The organism is Paenibacillus woosongensis, from assembly GCF_030122845.1.
GTDB classification, from domain to species: Bacteria; Bacillota; Bacilli; order Paenibacillales; family Paenibacillaceae; genus Fontibacillus; species Fontibacillus woosongensis_A.
Genome location: NZ_CP126084.1, coordinates 3,649,526 through 3,666,624 on the forward strand (window position 1 = coordinate 3,649,526; position 17,099 = coordinate 3,666,624).

The 17,099-nt window shown below is 52.1% G+C and carries 15 protein-coding genes; 1 reads left to right on the forward strand and 14 read right to left on the reverse strand.

Annotated elements, in window-relative coordinates; genetic code table 11:
• Nucleotides 1-2 precede the first annotated feature (2 nt).
• The 5 genes from QNH46_RS16840 to QNH46_RS16860 all read right to left on the reverse strand — a co-directional run bounded on the left by QNH46_RS16840 (nucleotide 3) and on the right by QNH46_RS16860 (nucleotide 6,331).
• Nucleotides 3-1,316 carry an ABC transporter substrate-binding protein gene (locus QNH46_RS16840; protein WP_283925291.1) on the reverse strand — a complete coding sequence of 438 codons (1,314 nt, stop codon included), beginning with the start codon at nucleotides 1,314-1,316 and terminating at the stop codon, nucleotides 3-5.
• Between the two features lie 34 nt (nucleotides 1,317-1,350).
• Nucleotides 1,351-3,126, reverse strand: coding sequence for a family 43 glycosylhydrolase (locus QNH46_RS16845; RefSeq protein ID WP_283925292.1), 1,776 nt, complete (start codon nucleotides 3,124-3,126; stop codon nucleotides 1,351-1,353).
• 51 nt (nucleotides 3,127-3,177) lie between these two features.
• Nucleotides 3,178-4,017 carry a carbohydrate ABC transporter permease gene (locus QNH46_RS16850; RefSeq protein ID WP_283925293.1) on the reverse strand — a complete coding sequence of 280 codons (840 nt, stop codon included), beginning with the start codon at nucleotides 4,015-4,017 and terminating at the stop codon, nucleotides 3,178-3,180.
• Nucleotides 4,014-4,913, reverse strand: a complete 900-nt coding sequence (locus QNH46_RS16855) for a carbohydrate ABC transporter permease (RefSeq protein WP_213589993.1) — start codon at nucleotides 4,911-4,913, stop codon at nucleotides 4,014-4,016. The genes QNH46_RS16850 and QNH46_RS16855 overlap by 4 nt, the downstream gene beginning before the upstream one ends.
• Before the next feature lie 116 nt (nucleotides 4,914-5,029).
• Nucleotides 5,030-6,331, reverse strand: coding sequence for an ABC transporter substrate-binding protein (locus tag QNH46_RS16860; protein WP_283925294.1), 1,302 nt, complete (start codon nucleotides 6,329-6,331; stop codon nucleotides 5,030-5,032).
• Between the two features lie 557 nt (nucleotides 6,332-6,888).
• On the opposite strand from QNH46_RS16860, the gene QNH46_RS16865 reads away from it, so the two are divergent.
• Entirely contained in the window at nucleotides 6,889-10,563 is a 3,675-nt protein-coding gene (locus QNH46_RS16865) for a glycosyl hydrolase family 18 protein (protein WP_283925295.1), read from the forward strand.
• Between the two features lie 164 nt (nucleotides 10,564-10,727).
• Here the strand turns inward: QNH46_RS16865 and QNH46_RS16870 are convergent, their stop codons facing one another.
• The 9 genes from QNH46_RS16870 to QNH46_RS16910 all read right to left on the reverse strand — a co-directional run bounded on the left by QNH46_RS16870 (nucleotide 10,728) and on the right by QNH46_RS16910 (nucleotide 17,060).
• On the reverse strand, nucleotides 10,728-11,501 hold the full coding sequence (locus tag QNH46_RS16870; protein WP_283925296.1) for a class I SAM-dependent DNA methyltransferase: 774 nt from the start codon (nucleotides 11,499-11,501) through the stop codon (nucleotides 10,728-10,730).
• 135 nt (nucleotides 11,502-11,636) lie between these two features.
• Nucleotides 11,637-12,569, reverse strand: coding sequence for a CvfB family protein (locus QNH46_RS16875; RefSeq protein WP_283925297.1), 933 nt, complete (start codon nucleotides 12,567-12,569; stop codon nucleotides 11,637-11,639).
• The gene (gene rsfS, locus QNH46_RS16880) at nucleotides 12,566-12,913 is read right to left on the reverse strand and encodes a ribosome silencing factor (protein ID WP_283925298.1); all 348 of its coding nucleotides are present in this window, start codon (nucleotides 12,911-12,913) and stop codon (nucleotides 12,566-12,568) included. The genes QNH46_RS16875 and rsfS overlap by 4 nt, the downstream gene beginning before the upstream one ends.
• A gap of 33 nt (nucleotides 12,914-12,946) precedes the next feature.
• Nucleotides 12,947-13,522, reverse strand: coding sequence for a bis(5'-nucleosyl)-tetraphosphatase (symmetrical) YqeK (yqeK, locus tag QNH46_RS16885; protein WP_283925299.1), 576 nt, complete (start codon nucleotides 13,520-13,522; stop codon nucleotides 12,947-12,949).
• Entirely contained in the window at nucleotides 13,506-14,099 is a 594-nt protein-coding gene (locus tag QNH46_RS16890) for a nicotinate-nucleotide adenylyltransferase (protein WP_283925300.1), read from the reverse strand. The genes yqeK and QNH46_RS16890 overlap by 17 nt, the downstream gene beginning before the upstream one ends.
• Before the next feature lie 21 nt (nucleotides 14,100-14,120).
• Complete coding sequence (gene yhbY, locus QNH46_RS16895) at nucleotides 14,121-14,411, reverse strand: ribosome assembly RNA-binding protein YhbY (protein WP_283925301.1); 291 nt, start codon at nucleotides 14,409-14,411, stop codon at nucleotides 14,121-14,123.
• A gap of 79 nt (nucleotides 14,412-14,490) precedes the next feature.
• Nucleotides 14,491-15,360, reverse strand: coding sequence for a shikimate dehydrogenase (aroE, locus tag QNH46_RS16900; RefSeq protein ID WP_283925302.1), 870 nt, complete (start codon nucleotides 15,358-15,360; stop codon nucleotides 14,491-14,493).
• Nucleotides 15,361-15,411: 51 nt separating this feature from the next.
• On the reverse strand, nucleotides 15,412-16,539 hold the full coding sequence (gene yqeH / locus QNH46_RS16905; protein WP_283925303.1) for a ribosome biogenesis GTPase YqeH: 1,128 nt from the start codon (nucleotides 16,537-16,539) through the stop codon (nucleotides 15,412-15,414).
• Nucleotides 16,536-17,060: a YqeG family HAD IIIA-type phosphatase gene (locus tag QNH46_RS16910; RefSeq protein WP_283925304.1), complete on the reverse strand. Its 525-nt coding sequence runs from the start codon at nucleotides 17,058-17,060 to the stop codon at nucleotides 16,536-16,538. Before QNH46_RS16910 ends, yqeH begins: the two co-directional genes overlap by 4 nt.
• Between the last annotated feature and the right edge of the window lie 39 nt (nucleotides 17,061-17,099).

Below are 17,099 nucleotides of genomic sequence, written 5' to 3' on the forward strand. Positions count from 1 at the left end.
CCTCACTTGCGCAAATCCGCATTGATTTTCTTCACAGCCGCGTCCAGTGCTTCCTCCGGCGTCTGGTAACCATAAATCATTCTTTCGAATTCATTGATGATCCGTTCATTGATGCTCCATTGTTTGGCGTTTCTCGGCCAGTAAGCGACGTAGTTGGCCGTAGCGGCATAATCGCTCCGGTATTCGAGCTGGTTGAATACCTCTGAACTTGTAAGCTCGGTCATGCTGGGAACATGCCCGGCCTTCGCCCACATATCCCCATGGCTCACGATCCAGTTCGCGAAGGTCAGTATCGCCTCCCTTTTCACCTCCGTCATCCCCCGCTTCTTGGGTATGGACAGATTGTGGGAGTCGCCCCAGACTGCGGGGCGATCATACAATGTGGGCATGGGAACAACCCCGAAATGAAGTCCCGCCGCCTTCTCGAAGGCGCCTGTTCCCCACATCCCCGTAATCAGAACCGCCGCTTTGCCGTCATAGAACAACTGGAAAGCATCGTTGATGTTGGGCGGGATCAGCTTATCCTTATATAGGCTGTTCACGAAGCTAAGCGCCTCCAAAGAAGCGGTATTGTTGAATACGGCCTCCATGCCGTCTTCGCTGTAGAACTGTCCAGCGTCCATCATTTGGTTATAGAGGCTCCACCATAGCCAAACAGAATCGATGCGCGTGCTGGGCTGGGCCAGCGGAGCGATATCGGGCGGAACCGTCCGCCGAATTTGCTCTAGGAAAGACTTGAACCCTTCCGCTCCTGTGGAAATAACAGGCCTTCCCGCCTCATCCAGCACCCCGGCCTTGGATAGCCAGTCCTTGTTGTAATACATGACCAGGGCATGCGTGTCGAGCGGTACTCCGTAATAATCCTCCTCATATAATACCGAACGGAGTATATTCGGATTAAAGCGTTTCCAATCGATGCCGATGTTTTTAGCCTCCGCTGTCAGCTTCTCCACGTAGCCGTTCTGGACGAACTGGGGCATGATCGTCGAATGGACGATAGCGACGTCTGGTGCATTGCCTGACAATACGGCGGTTTTCAGGCGAGAATAATAATCGTCTAGACGCGAATTTTTCTGGACAACCTGGATTTCCGGGTGCTCCTCGTTGAACTGCTCCACCATCTCGGTCATGAATTGGTTATCCCCGCCGCTAAAGGGGGTCCAGTATTCCAGACGCACGACATGAGGCGGCTTCGAAACCTGTGCTGCTCCCGAGTTCTGTCCCGTGCATCCAGGCAGCAGGAGCAAAAATGCGGCTAATGACATGAATCCGAACGTTGCTCTGCTGTGGTATTGATTCCAGCGATGTCTCTTCATATTCTCGTCTCCTAACGACACAGAAAGTTACAATCTAGTCAGCGATAATATCCATATAATCAAGGCTCAGGTCTCCCGAAGCCCCTTTGATCATAATTTCATTATCACCTCTCTGCAGCTTTCCTTCAAACACAACTTCTGTAAAAACATTGCGTCCCGTGGCGGGAACAGCCAGCTTTGCACCTTTGCTTCCATTGATCTCCAGCTCAAGGCTTCTTTCCTCGTCGCCCGGGTTGGAAACACCGAAAATCATGCTATATTTACCCGCTTTAGGGACATGTACCGACCGGAATGCCGCTGAGGAGTCTGCCTCATTCGTCAGCTTCAGCACGCCTTCGCCGGAGGCCGACAGGTCCGCGCCTACTGTCTCTTCAAGACCAGAGGATGCCGTCTCCGCCTCATATCTTGGTATTTCGATCGCTTGAATTCCGCCGAGAATGTCGGTCGCAACACCGTCTTCACCCATCCGCAGATCCAGCTCGCCGCCTCCCGTTTCCAGCCGAACGCGCCCGTAAGCATAACCAACCTCATCCTGCGCAGTAGCTGGCAATTGTATCGACCCCGCTTTGGTATCATTCACCCATACCTCAAGCGTTCGGGTGGCGCCCGTCTCGTTCCTATAGTGGACTAACAACGGCATCTCCGCTGGAACGGCTGCCGCTAATTTTCCGAAGCTGAGGTGGTCTCCGTCTCGATTGGCATGCTTGGCCAGATAAACCCCCGACCCCGATGGCAGCGGGATCGCCGTTTCCAAGGACAGCGGCTTTCCGAACTCCGGCAGCCCCTGCTCGTTCCATGTAATGCGCTGCGCCCGGGCTTTGCGGTTGTTCCAGCCATCGGTAGGGCTGGTCGTGCCGTGGTAGACGATCCAATCCTCCGTGCCATCCGGCGATTTAACAAAAGAATTATGCCCCGGGCCATACACGCCGGCTTCCTCGTCCATCGTCATGAGCGGCCCGGCAGCTCTCTCCCAATCCTGCGGCTGAAGCGGGTCGCCGCCCTCCTTGAGCGCCAGCAGGCCAAGGCTGTAGAACGGCGTCCAGCTCCCTGCTCCGGAATAGACGATAAAGACACGGCCATCCCGGTATAGAATCGCTTGCCCTTCCTGAATGTAAGGCGGCCCTCCGGCCTTTTCCCATTCCTGATCCGGTGAGGACAGCAACACCCTCGGTCCGCTGATCGTCAAAGGATCGCTCATCGGCGCTATATAGGTGTTCTGCCGGATGTTTACGTCCCCTTCCCAGCCAGACCAGACGAAATACAGTTTCCCCCCATGCTCCATCGCCAGGCCGTCGATCGCCCATTTATTCGTCTCGTCCGTAATTTGCCCTTTGAACTCGTACTCGCCAAGCGGGTCGTCACCGGCCGCTTCCAGCGCGTACATCCGGTGATTCTCGTTCTGTCCGTCATCCGCCGCGAAATAGATATACCATTTGCCGCGAATATATTGAATTTCCGGAGCCCAGAGGTTGGCTGAATACATCGTATCAATCGGCGGGTACCAGACCACCTTCTTCTCGGCCTGCCTGAAATCAATCGTCCGGGATTTCATAACCATGACGTCTGTTCCATGATGAGTGAACGTCATGTAGTAATATCCATCTTTGTATACAACGCTCGGATCGGGGGTATCCATATCGATCAACGGATTTTTGAATGTACCCCCATGGCCGTTGTATGGAACGTCAGCTCTGCCGCTGTTCGTCTGCTTCATCCCAATCACTCCTACTATAACAATGACGGCTATGCCAAGAAGCAAGCCAGCCGCATACATCAGCCTGCGTTTGCGCAATATTTGCCTGTCTCTCACAAGCCTCACCTCATGACTAGCTATGAACATGCTATTAATATGTTGATTTAATCATTTGATTGCAGATTGCGTAATGGCCTTAACAAAGGAACGCTGACCGATAATGAAAATCACCACAACCGGAATGGCCGCCGCCGCCGTCATTGCCATCAGCTTGCCGTAGGATTGGGTATAGCTGCCCTGGGCCATCATGGCGATCCCTGCCGTAATGGTCCGCATCTCCGGTGAAGTGGTAGCATAAAGCGGCCAAACGAAATCATTGTAAATTCCCATAAATGTAAAAATAAGCAGCGTAACCATAATCGATACCGAGGACGGCAGCATGATGCTGGTATACAGCTTCCACTTGTTCGCCCCGTCGATCCGGGCGGCTTCCTCGATGTCCTTCGGGAAAGAAATAAAGAACTGATACAGCAAAAATACACCAAAAGCTCCCGCAGTATAAGGAAGAATAAGCGCAGCGTACGTATTGATCAGCCCAAGCGCGTTAAACTCCATATACATCGGCAAAAACGTCAGCACGCCCGGAATCATCAGCGATGCGATGAACATCGACAGCAGCGTTCTGCGCAGCGGAAGATCCTTCAATCTGGCCAAGGCGAACGCCGCCATGGAAGCGATGAGCAGGACGATCGCCGTTCCCGCGATGCCGACCATCAGCGAGTTCGTGATCCATTTCAGGATCGGAACGTTCATCAATTCTCCGCTAAACCCTTTGATATAGTTGTCGAAAGTCGGCTTCAGCGGAATAAAGTTCATTTTCCCGGACAATGCTTCAAAATCGTTCTTAAAGGACGTCGATATCATCCATACGAGCGGCAGCAGGAAAACGACGGCAATGACCGAAGCGAGAAGAACAAGCAGCAGCGTTTTGATCCGTTTCATGCTCATGACTCTTCCCCCTTATTTCCGTAAGTCAGTTTAAATTGCACAACCGAGATGATCATGATGAGCAGTGCCATCAAAATCGCCATCGCCGAGGCGGAGCCGATCTCCTTGCGGATAAACGCCTGATCGAGCACGTTAATGAGCAGCACCTTCGTGCTGTCCCCCGGGCCCCCGCGGGTAAGCAGGAACGGCTGGGCGAAGACGTTAAACGAAGCGATCGTGGATGTAATCATTACGAACAGCATGACCGGTTTGATGGATGGAAGCGTAATGTGGATAAATTTATCCCAGGCATTCGCTCCGTCCAGCGAGGCAGCCTCATAGAAATCTTCCGGCACCTGGTTCAGGGCATTAATAAAAATAATCATGTTGAAGCCGATCGTCCACCACAAGGTCGTCGTAATGAGCGACACCCAGGCCCACGGCTGGTCGGTCAGCCACGGAATGGCCGGGATGTTCAGCTTCATTAGCAGGCTGTTCAGAAACCCGGAATTCGTGTCGAAAATCATCAGCCAAATCACGGACATGACCGATGCGGATAGCGCATACGGTAAAAAGTAGAACGTGCGGAACATGCCGCGGATTTTACTTGGAAGATGCTGGATAAGCATCGCAAGCGCGAGCCCGACCACGATCAGCAGCGGTACGGAATAGATGACGAACTGAATCGTATTCCACAGCCCGTTGAAGAACAGACTGTTCAAATAGGTGCCCGGCGTAAAGATCGTTATATAATGCTTCAACCCTACAAAATCATGTTCTGGCGATAGAAGCTCAAAGTTATGCAGGCTGATATACACGCCGTAAAGTATTGGAAACAATAAGAAAGCGGCAAAACAAATGAAATAAGGCAGCACGAACAAAGATGATGTTAATTTGGAGTGCCAGCTTTTTACCATAGATTTATCCCTCCCGCCCTGGGGGCTTTGCTTCATTTGCCTGGAAAATCGAAGGAGACGAGAGAGCAGCTGCCGCCTATTTCCCGTCTCCTTCTGCATTCATTTACTTCGGGCCGTTAATTTTTCATCGCTTGCCGCGATTTCGCGACAGCATCGTCCATTGCTTTTTGCGGATCCTTCTTGCCTAACAGCGCGTTGTTCAGCTCGCCCCATATCGGCTCGGAGATCGTTCCCCAGTTGAGTACGTTTGGTGCGAATTGCACATCCGCGAAGCCGGCAGCAATGCTGCTCTGAACTTCCAGCTGCTTGAACTCCTCGCTCTCGATCATTTTCTTCGAGGCCAGCGCTTGACCGGACTCCGCCCATTCCATCGAGTGCTCCGCCATGTATTTCAGGAAATCGCCGATACCGGCCAGCTTCGCTTCGTCAGTCATTGCTTTTGGAATTACGAAGCCATGGGAGCCGGCAAAAGCAGCACGTTTCTCTTTACCGATTTGCGGAATCGGAGCCACGCCATAATTCAAGCCTGCTTCATCAAACTGCGACTTCATCCAAGGGCCGTTGAATTGAATCGCGTTCTTGCCTTGCAGGAACAAAGTATTCTCTCCGTCCTGCTGAACATTGCCCGGGGAATAACCTTGATCGACCAGGCTGCGCATCCAGGATACCATTTCTACCGCTTCAGGAGAGTTGTAGGCTACATCGCTGCCATCCCAGAGCTCGCCCCCATTTTGCCAGACCAAGGATGGGAAAATAAACTGCTGCGGCCACAACGTTGGAAGTACGTAACCGTAAACGCCTTTGTCTTTATCGGTCAATTTGGCAACAGCATCCTCAAACTCGGCACGGTTGGTCGGCGGGCCGCTAACACCCGCTTGCTCGAACAAATCTTTGTTGTAGTACATGACGACCGGATGGATATCAAGCGGAATGGAATACCATTTGCCGTCGATCGTTGAATATTCGACCGGAGCTTCGGCGTAATCGTCTTTGCTGATTCCGGACGCGGAAGCGATATCATCCAGCGGCTGCAATTGATCTTTGTTTACGTACGTCGGCACATTATCCACGTGCATGATCATAAGGTCCGGACGCTCTTTGGATGTGCTGAGCGCAACGTCAAGCTGCTTGTAGTACTCTCCGTTCGGCTGAATGACGAAATTGACCTTGTATTGATCTTGGGAAGAGTTATATTTGTCTACAATCTTCTTCATGAACGGGCCATCCGCACCGGAAAATGGGCTCCAGAACAAAATACTGGTCGTCTCCTGCTTCTTCCCGCCGGAAGACTCCCCGCCGCCGTTCACCGCAGCAGAGTTGCCTCCGCCACTCGAATCCTTGGCGCCGCAAGCCGCCAGCCCGATGACCAGTAATAATGACAGCAGCAGTAAAGCCGGTTTTCTTACCTTTTTCCCCATCTTGTTAACCCCCTAAAATGTCTTAGTTGCTTGATTTCATCTTATCGGGGATCAAAATCCAAAAACATGTCATATCTTTAGGTCGTAGGGTCAATTTTTTAGGAATGCAAAAAGCGTGACTCGCGTCGGAGTCTATCAAAAAAATCTATGAAATTCTCTAGTTTTCGACATGCAAACTAATTTTGATTTGACGAATATTGGCAATTTATAGTATGTTAAATTTACAAAAATAGATATATATAATCAATTCAGTGAATATTAAGGAGAAATGGGTATTTTATACTATTACCTCATTCACAAATTGATATCTATCAGTGAAAGGATGATAAGCGATACTAGTCGCATTTCTGGTAGAAAGGAGGGCTCGATAGCGTTTGGTTAATAGGGTCCGATCCCCAACCGGTTATCACGGTATGAGCGAAGCTTTGCTGTAAGTCTCACCTAATCATAATTTACAAATTGACGAATGAACTTGTGAGGCTGCTGCAGGGATATTTCGCATTTATTTGATTTTGCCTTATTCAACTTATCAATCTATCAGCAGAGGAGAAATTTTAATGAATGTTAATAGAGTGCATTCCAAACCAGCTAGAGGAAAAATAGCTTGGATTGTATTTCTTTGCTTGACTATCGTCGCTTCAGCACTGGGCTTGTCTGCCCCTGCGCCGCATGCCATTGCCGCAGAATCCAATCTAGCATTGGGAAAAACCGCGGTGGCGAGCTCTATTGAAAATGAAGATTTCATAGCAGCCAACGCTGTCGACGGATCGGCAACAACGAGATGGGCAAGCCTTCAGGGGACCGATCCTTCCTGGATTTACGTTGATCTGGGCTCAGCTCAGAGCATCAGCAAAATTCGATTGAATTGGGAGGCGGCCTACGCCAAAAGCTACACCATTCAAATCTCAAATGACAGCGGCGCCCCTTCCAGTTGGACCGATGTATATTCAACGGTTAACGGGGTCGGCGGAGTTGAAGAAATCGATTTGTCCGTCCAGGACGCGAGATATGTGCGGGTTTATGGTACTGAAAGAGGTACGGAGTATGGATACTCGCTTTATGACTTTGAAGTGTACGGTCCTTCTGATGCCGGAGCAGCGATTATCAATGCAAGCTCGTACCCGGCATGGAGTGCGGATATTGCCTATACAGCCGGACAACGGGTCGAATACGGCGGAATAACATATGAAGCAAAATGGTGGACGCTAGGAGATCCTCCTAATCTATCGGGAGAGTGGGATGTATGGAAAGTAATCGGTCCTGCAGTTCCCGGAGATGACGGCGGTAACAGCGGGACACCGGATACGATCGCACCTACTGCGCCAAGCGGCCTGGCCGCAGGCAATGTAACACAAACCAGCGTAAGACTGACATGGAACGCTTCGACGGACAATGTCGGCGTAACCGGCTACACCGTCTATCTGAATGGAAGTCAGGCTGCGGCCGTGACAAATACGAGCGCTGACATCAGCGGTCTGACTGCCGGAACCAGCTACTCCTTCACAGTTGTAGCAAAGGATGAGGCCGGCAATCAATCTCCTGCAAGCAGCGCGCTTCTAGTAACTACGTCCGCGGCAAATACGCCGCCAGTGCCAACACAGCAGTCCAACAAAATCATCGCCTATATGGCGAGCTGGGTAACCTGGAATGCAAACGACGTAAAGCCTGAGCAATTAACGCATATCAATTATGCTTTCTCCCTGGTTTCGGGCGGCAAGGCGACGCTTACGAATCAGGATGCCAACAACCTGAGAACTCTCGTTGGATTGAAATCTAAAAATCCTTCGCTTAAAGTGCTCGTGTCTGTAGGCGGCTGGGGAGCCGACGGTTTCTCCGATGCGGCATTGACGGATGCTTCGCGCACAACGTTTGCCGACAGCATCGTTCAATTGATCAAAACACATCAATTGGATGGTGTAGATCTGGATTGGGAGTATCCAACGAATTCTTCGGCAGGAATTAAGGCGCGGCCTGAAGACAAGCAAAATTTCACGCTAATGCTCTCCAAAATTCGTGAGAAGCTGGATGCGCAAGGTAAAATAGACGGCAAAACCTACCTGCTGACCATCGCCGCAGGAGCCAGCAATGGTTATTTGAACGGTGTTGAGATCGGCAAAATCACCCCTCTGCTGGATTGGATCAATCTGATGACCTATGACTTCCATGGAAGCTGGGACAAAACGACAGGCCATCATACCAATCTGTACAACAGAGACAATAGTGTCGACGCCGCAGTGAAGCTATTCAAGAATAACGGTGTACCCGCAAGCAAGCTGGTCATTGGAGGCGCTTTTTACGGACGCGGCTGGAACGGCGTCAGAAATTCCAACAACGGCCTGGATCAACCGGTCACAGGCGGAGGCTTCGACCCCGATTACAATACGATTGTCAGCCAGTACCTGAACAAGAACGGATACACGAGATACTGGGACAATAATGCACAAGCGCCGTATCTGTTTAATGGCAGCAGTTTCATCACTTATGACGATCCTCAATCATTGAAGCTGAAGGTGCAATATCTTAAAAATAACAACCTTGGCGGCATCATGTTCTGGGAATACAGCAATGACAGAAGCGGAGAGCTGCTTGGGGCGATTTATTCGGAAATGACGAACGGAGCCGGAAACGGAGGCGAAAACGGCAACGTAAATCCGGGCGAAAATAACGGCACTATCCCGACAGGGATTGGTCCCGACGGATTTTTGAAAACGAGCGGCACCGTCATCAGAGATCGTTCGGGAACAGGCAATATCGTGAATTTGCGGGGAACGAATCTCGGCGGCTGGATGCTGCAGGAAGGCTGGATGTCGCCGCTGGGCGTTAAGGACGAGTGGACGCTGCGCGAGACACTGACGAACCGTTTTGGCGCCGATACAGCGGAAAGCCTAATCGCGACGTACCAGAATGCCTGGCTGACGACGAAGGATTTGGACAATATCAAAAGCATGGGTATGAACGTTGTCCGAGTGCCGATTCTTTATTTGGAGCTGATGGACAAATACGGCAACTGGAAGAAGGATCCGTGGAGCAAGCTGGATTGGCTTGTCAAAGAAGCAGGTGATCGGGGCATTTATGTGCTGCTCGATCTTCACGGCACCTTCGGCGCCCAGAATACGTTCGATAATTCCGGTGAAGTCAACTCGGATCCGCAACTGTGGAAGAATCCCGTATATCAGGACCGCACGGTCAGGCTATGGGAGGGGATTGCCGCCCACTACAAAGGGAATCCGACGATAGCGGGATACGATTTGCTGAACGAGCCGGACAGAGTCAGCAAACAACAATTAAACGCATATTATGACCGTCTCTATAAAGCAATTCGCGCCATTGATCCGGATCACACCATCTATATGGAGGCGGCCTGGAGCTGGAATCAGCTCGATGCACCTTCAACGTATGGATGGACCAACGTCGTTTATGAAATGCATTATTATGCTATGGCCGGGAGCGAGGCTTCCAACTGGAACGCGCAAAACAATCTAGTCAACAATGCACTCCAGGGAATTCGCGAACATCAGAGAAATTGGAACGTTCCAGTATTTGTAGGTGAATTCTGTTTGTTCGATTTCAACGACCTTTGGGAGAAATTCCTGGCGGGCATGAACGAATCCAATGTATCCTGGACCAACTGGACGTACAAGGTCAGCTCCAATTACGGAAACTGGGGTTATTTCAACAACAATCCAAGCCCGGTTCCTAATATTAACACCGATAGTGCAAGTACAATCGCCTCGAAATGGAGCAAATTCAATACGGAAAACTTCAGAGCCAACACGACGCTGCAAAATCTGGTGAAAAAATATACCACTGGAACCACGCCGCCTCCAGCTCCGAACGGATATTCCTATCTCGTATCGCAAGCCAACCAGCAAATCGTCTCTGCAGAAAATTACGGAAACGATCCGCTGGTGGCCAACCGGGCGAGCGCAGGGGATTGGGAGTTGTTTGAGATCATTACGAACAGCGACGGCACATTATCGTTCAAATCAAAGGTGAACGGTAAATATGTAACTGCGGATCTGAACATCAGCGGCAAGCTGATCGCTCGCAGCGACACCATTCAGCAGTGGGAGAAGTTCAAGAAAGTTGATTTGCCTGATGGAACAATCGCCTTACAGGCACTGGCCAACAATAAGTATGTGACCGTTGATTTGAATAACGGGGCAGGCCTTGTGGCTAACCGCGACAGTGTTGGCGGAGCCTGGGAGGCTTTCCGTCTTAGAAGTAATTAACAACTGGAATGTGAAATATAACAAAAGCTATGCAAGCAGCGCGTGCCGATATTCATCGGTTCGCGCTGTTTTAGTTCAGTTCGATATTAGATTCCCGTTCAATAGAAATAGGCCACCTTAGTAGGTGGCCTGGATAAAACGCAAAATTCAGATATAAAACGATATTACTTCACAGCCACATAGAACAAGCGGGCTGCATCATCGACCGCCTCAACCCATTCGAAGTCCGCATAAATCGCAACCTCCCGGAAGCCGCAGCGAAGCAGTTCGCTTTTCATCCATGCCGGGTCGTAGGCCCGCTGAATATGCGTCTCTTCAAAACGGCGGTACATATCGGGCCCGCTGCCTTCTTCCCGGGCAAAAATGGACAAGTAATGCTGAATTTCATCCCTTGCCGCATCGCGTTCGCAGGTCCATATGTATGATACCGACCGCTCGTCGCAAACAAAGGGCTGCTCTTCATCATAACGCTTAAGCGTATTCGGATGGTGAACGTCGAACAGGAAGGTTCCGCCCGCCTTCAGCCCGTGATACGTTCTCTCGAATGTACGGACGATATCTTCTTCCTCCAGCAAATAATTCAAGCAATCGCAGAAAGATATTACGGAGTCTACCGGCTCCGGCACCTCCCAATCTCTCATATCCTGCTGCACCCAGCGGACGCTTCCTTCGCGAAACAGCCGCACGCCCTGCGTGCTTCCTTCCATCTTACGGCGGGCTACGGCAAGCATGTCCGCAGACAGGTCAATGCCTGTCACTTCAAAGCCTGAGTTCACCAAGGGGATCGTAATGCTTCCCGTACCGCAGCCGAGCTCGACGACCGTCCGGGGCATCCCCAGCCGTTCCCAGGCGGTTCGCGCGAAGCGAATCCAATCCGGGTATGGCATATCTTCCATTAATTCGTCGTATACATAGGCAAATTTACGATAAGCTGCCATGCTGTCACCTGACTTTCTGCAATCCACCCCAGCGCTGCTCCGTGTTCCATATATCCAGCGCCGGTCTATTCATTCCGTGCACTCGCACGCTTCACATGACTCATTCTCATTCCCTAAGATAATTCCTGGGACACACTAACTTCTAGCCGCATCTGGGCTCTGAGCATTTGGCTCGTCTGCCTCGCTCGCACCCGGTTTAACCAAGTACGTCCAGTTCTCCTTCTGCGTGACCTTGCCTTCCTTCATCAGTTTGCCGAGCGCCCGCTTGAACGCCGATTTGCTGATGCCGAACCGCTGCTTGATCAGATCGGGCGCTGTCGAATCCGAATAAGGCATGCCGCCGCCGGGACGCTCCTGCAGGTACTCTAGAATGCGTTCCGAATCCTCTTTGCGTCCGATCTCTTTGCGCTGAGCCATCGATAGGTTAACCCGCCCGTCCTCGCGGATATGGGTAATGCGCACCTTCACGCGCTCCCCAAGCCGGAGCAGCCGGCTCCGCTCGGAGGAGTGGATCATGCCGATTGCGCCAAAGCCGAGCACGCCGCCGTCGACGACGACGAAAGTTCCCATCTGAAGAGGCTTGTACACGATAGCTTCGGCCCACTCGTTTTTCCATGACGTAGGTGCATGAAAGGTCTTCGGAGCCAGATCCTGTTCACCGGCAAGCTTGGCCTTCAAGCGGCCCTGCTTGTCATGCTCCATAATCACGTAGACGCTGTCACCGACCTGGGGATGGAGTTCGCGCAGCTCCGGCAGTTCGCGAATCGGCAGCAGCAGCTGACGGCCCAGCCCCATTTCCAGGAAGCAGCCCAGACGGGGATGTACGTCCGCTACCTCGAGGAGAGCAAGCTCGCCCAGCGTTAAGTAAGGCTTTTTCATTGTTGCGGCAAGGCGGTCTTCTGTATCGTAGAACAGGAATACCTCCACCGTCTGCCCCGGCTTCACCTCACGAGTCAGCTCGGAGTAGTGCAGCAGAACGTCCTGCATGCCATTGGTCAGAAAATAGCCGTACGGTGAAACCTCGCGGTCGATCGGAAGCGATACGATAGTGCCGGCGATCAGGCTCATACGGTCTCCACAACTTTGGCATCAGACCAAAGCCGCTCGATATTGTAAAATTCGCGTTCATCCCGGTGAAAGATATGCACGATTACGTCGCCCAGATCCATCAGCACCCAGCGGGCCGAGTCCATTCCTTCGATGCCCCGGATGTTCACGCCGGCCTCCTGAGCCTTATTGCGAACCTCCGTCGCGATGGATTGGACCTGTACATCCGAATTACCGTGGCAAATGACGAAATAATCGGCAATCAGCGAAATCCCCTGCAAGTCCAGCGCCACAACGTCCATTGCTTTTTTCTCATCCACGGCCTTTACGGCCAGGTCTAACAATTGTTTAGGTGAAATCGGCATTCATACGAACCTCCTGAATCATTATTGTATAGTTTACTTTCTTCTTATTTGCAGAATCAAATCATTACGCGCCAATACAGTCGTTGGAAAAATGCGCTTTTGCTTCTCGATCAGGAAGGATATTGTCGAATCCAGTCCAGCGACAAGCGCTTCCTCCAAGCTATGCTCGGCCAGCTCGCGAATCCGGTTCACGCCGGGAAAATCCCGCCCAGGCTCGATATAATCAGCCAGGCAGATAATTTTGTCCAGCTTGGTCATGCCGATGCGCCCCGACGTATGATAGCGGATCGCATCGATGACGCCTGTATCCTCTACCCCGTAATCCTGTTGGGCCACATAAGCTCCGACCTCGGCATGCAGCAGCTGTTTATCGTAATCGAGCAGCTCCATATTGAGCTGATGATCGCGAATGACTGCCTCCTGCTGCTCGATCGGCCAATACTTGGCCACGTCATGCAGCAAGGCGGCTAAGTCGGCCCGCTGCGGATCTTCGCCGTACCGGCGGGCAAGCGCTACCGCGGATTCCATGACGCCTAGCGTATGACCCCATCGCCGCTCGGGCATTTGGCCCGATACGATGTCCATTAATTCCTCACGGGTGTAATCCATATAAACCGCTCCTTGTCATATAATCATGAACAGAATCTGGAACCATGTACCGTATGGAATCGCCGGCGGCTAACCGGCTGCGGATCATGCTGGACGATATGTCAACCAGAGGCATTTCCGCCAAATGGACGGCATCCTGGATGAACGGAGGCAAGGCGTCAAGCTCAAGGAAGCTCCCCGGACGCTGAAGGCCGATAAATCTTAGCATTTGCGTCAACTCCTCGATGCCTTCCCATTTTGGAAGGTAGTTGACCATATCTGCGCCAATGATGAAATAGAATTCGATGTCGGGATACATCTGCCGCAGCTCCTTGACCGTCTCGACGGTATAGGATACGCCTCCCCGGCGCAGCTCGATATCCAGCGGCTTGAACGCCGGATTGCTGCGGATCGCCTCCTCCACCATAGCCAGGCGCTGTTCCCCGCTGACACCGGATTGGTGCTTGTGGGGAGGCGTATGCGAAGGCATGAACCAAACCTCATCGAGCTTGAACTGTTCGCGGGCTCTTTCCGCGGCCAGCAGATGGCCGTGATGAATCGGATCGAATGCTCCTCCCATAATGCCGATTTTTCTCATCCCTATCCCTCCCGATCCGGCTTATGGCAGCTCGATTTGTTTATATTCCCGAGATTCCTTGTACAGCACGATCGTCCTGCCGATAAGCTGCACCAGCTCTGCGCCTGCCCCCTCGGCAAGCTCAGCCGCAATTTCCTGCGGATCGTCCAGGTTGTTGTTCAGAATCGACACCTTGATTAATTCGCGGCGCTCCAGCGCTTCCGAAATGTGCCGAATCACTTGATCATTAGTGCCGCCCTTGCCGACCTGGAAGATCGGTTGCAGGTGATGCGCCTGGCTGCGCAAATAACGTTTTTGTTTTCCCGTAAGCATGTATTACAAAACCCCTTAACATTCAAATGTACTGCTAATTATAAAGTTCCAAACAAAGCTGCAATCTATAAATTGATGATTATGCCTGCAAACTGCTCAAGACAGCGGAGCGCATCGCCGCGATTGGCGCAGGGCGTCCTGTCCAGTATTCGAAGGCATATGCGCCCTGATATACGAACATGCCGAGCCCATTATGAATACGGCAGCCGATCGCCTCTGCCCTAGCCAGCAGCTCGGTCTTTAGCGGATTATAGATCAGATCGCTAACGACCATATGTGGCGATAGAAGCTCTGCCGGAATCGGCAGCTCGCCCGTCTTGGGATACATCCCGACGGATGTCGTATTAATGACGATATCAATATGGCTCTCTTGGAGAATTTGAGCCAGGTCGCCAACGCCGCAGGCGCTAATCGCTCCTAAATGGGCCCATTCATCCGCAAGCTCCTGGGCCTTGGCGACTGTCCGGTTCGCGATCAGAACGCTCCCCGGCTTCTCCTGCAGCAGCGCATACACGATACCGCGCGCCGCGCCCCCACAGCCGATAACCAGCACATGCTTTCCAGACAAATCAGGAACGGCCTCTTCTTTGAGAGACCGAATGTACCCTATTCCATCCGTGTTATAACCGGTCAATACCCCATCCTCGTTCACGATGGTGTTGACGGCCCCGATTTGCTTCGCCGCTTCATCTACCACGTCCACATATTTCATGACGTCCACTTTATGAGGTACGGTTACGTTGACTCCACGATAGCCTAGAGCGACGATGCCCTTCACAGCATCTTCTAACCGCTCCTGCTTGACATGCAGCGGCACATAGGTACCCGCAAGGCCCTCAGCCGCAAGCGCCGCGCTGTGCATCGCGGGCGACTTCGTCTGGGAGATCGGATCTCCCATAACGCCAAACAGCAATGGCAATCCGTTCTTCCCCTTCAATTCATTACCCATTCTCGTTCCTATGCCTCCCTCTCCACCGATCATACCTAAGCCACGATTGCGTCAGATTAACGAAGGACGAACCATAACCTTAATCCCTTTTGGTACATGGGCAGCCACGACGGAGCCATTCTCGCCGTTCATTTTGATCCAGCCCAGTCCCGAAATAAAGACATCCAGACGGCTTCCTCTTGGAATACGGAATTCATGCCGCGTGAAGTCCGGCAGCTTCTGCAGGTTCTCGCGGGAAGGAGGGGACAGGAGCTCTCCGCCATGCACCTCGAACAGCTCGTCCGCTTTCTCCAGCTTCGTCCGATGAATCGGAACCCGTCCGCTGATGAAGCACGTGAACGATTGCCGTTCCCCCTGAATAAAGTCAAAACGGCCGAACCCGCCGAAGAACAGTGTCTGCCCTTCGTTGAGCTGGTACACGGCCGGCTTAATGGGCTTGTCCGGCAAAATGGCGCCCAAATCCTCCGGGCTGACCAATTCACTGTAACGGGACGGGTACACGATTCCTGGGGTATCGATGATGGCGCGGCCGTCATCCAATGGAATATGAACCATGTCTAGCGTTGTTCCCGGATAACGGGAAACCGTCAGCTCCTGATCCAAATCGCTGTAATCGCGAATCAGCCGGTTGATCAGCGTCGACTTGCCCACATTGGTCGCGCCGACGACGTACACGTCGCGTTTGCCGCGATGCTCGGCCACGGCATCCAGCAGGCGGTCGAAACCGCTGCTCTGCTTCGCGCTGCATAGGACGATGTCCTCGACTTTCAGCCCGGCTTCCTTCGCTTCCTTCTGCACCCAATTGCGGACTTTATTCCAATTGGTTACCTTGGGCAGCAGGTCGGTTTTATTGACCGCCAGCAATACGGGATTGTTGCCGATGAACCGCTGCAAGCCCGATATGATGCTCCCCTGGAAATCAAAGATGTCTACGATATGGATGACCAGCGCCTCTTTGCCGCCAATCTGGCTCAGCAATCTCAGAAACTCATCCTGCTCGACCGTAATCGAAGACGATTCATTATAGTTCTTAATCCGGAAGCAGCGCTGGCAAATGATGATCTCCTTCTCTATAGCCTGCGCCGGCACGTACCCCGGTTGATCCTTATGCTCGCTCTGCAGCTTAATGCCGCAGCCGCCGCAGCGTCCGGCGTTCCGTTCGCCATGTTCCTCTCTCACTTATTTTCCTCCTCCAGCCATAATCCGCTCTTATGAAGCCTGCGCTTGACGATTCGTTCCAGCCGGCGGTTAAACCTGGTCCCAAAGCCTTCATCGGCAACGGCAATCGGCAGCACCAATACAGTGAATAGCCCCAAACGGTTGCCGCCGAACACATCGGTCATCAACTGGTCCCCGACGACAATGGTATTCTTGGGGGCCAGTCCCATTATGCTGAGCGCTCTATGGAAGGCAGCGCCCAGCGGCTTTCTCGCCGCATGCACAAATTCGATATTTAAAGGGGTAGCGAATTTCGACACCCTGTCCAGATTATTGTTTGACACAATGACAAGTTTAAACCCGAATTTCTTCACCTTTTCAAACCATTCGACGAGTTCGGGCGTAGCTAATGGCGCCTTTGCCCCGACTAGGGTATTGTCCAAGTCCGTAATGATTCCCCGGTACCCTTGCGCATAAAGGCTTTCCAGGTCGATATCAAATACGCTGTTCACTCTCAGCTTCGGCAAAAATCTCTCAAACAAATACGTTCACCTCGGTTTCATACGACAAACTATACCACA

Coding starts and splice junctions, on each gene's coding strand:
- yqeK (WP_283925299.1), bottom strand. CDS start 13,522: ATGGATTACACCCGTGAGGAATTAATGGACATCGTATCGGGCCAAATG.
- QNH46_RS16870 (WP_283925296.1), bottom strand. CDS start 11,501: ATGGCAGCTTATCGTAAATTTGCCTATGTATACGACGAATTAATGGAA.
- QNH46_RS16840 (WP_283925291.1), bottom strand. CDS start 1,316: ATGAAGAGACATCGCTGGAATCAATACCACAGCAGAGCAACGTTCGGA.
- QNH46_RS16855 (WP_213589993.1), bottom strand. CDS start 4,913: ATGGTAAAAAGCTGGCACTCCAAATTAACATCATCTTTGTTCGTGCTG.
- yhbY (WP_283925301.1), bottom strand. CDS start 14,411: ATGCTTACGGGAAAACAAAAACGTTATTTGCGCAGCCAGGCGCATCAC.
- QNH46_RS16865 (WP_283925295.1), top strand. CDS start 6,889: ATGAATGTTAATAGAGTGCATTCCAAACCAGCTAGAGGAAAAATAGCT.
- QNH46_RS16850 (WP_283925293.1), bottom strand. CDS start 4,017: ATGAGCATGAAACGGATCAAAACGCTGCTGCTTGTTCTTCTCGCTTCG.
- QNH46_RS16890 (WP_283925300.1), bottom strand. CDS start 14,099: ATGAGAAAAATCGGCATTATGGGAGGAGCATTCGATCCGATTCATCAC.
- aroE (WP_283925302.1), bottom strand. CDS start 15,360: ATGGGTAATGAATTGAAGGGGAAGAACGGATTGCCATTGCTGTTTGGC.
- QNH46_RS16875 (WP_283925297.1), bottom strand. CDS start 12,569: ATGAGCCTGATCGCCGGCACTATCGTATCGCTTCCGATCGACCGCGAG.
- rsfS (WP_283925298.1), bottom strand. CDS start 12,913: ATGCCGATTTCACCTAAACAATTGTTAGACCTGGCCGTAAAGGCCGTG.
- QNH46_RS16860 (WP_283925294.1), bottom strand. CDS start 6,331: ATGGGGAAAAAGGTAAGAAAACCGGCTTTACTGCTGCTGTCATTATTA.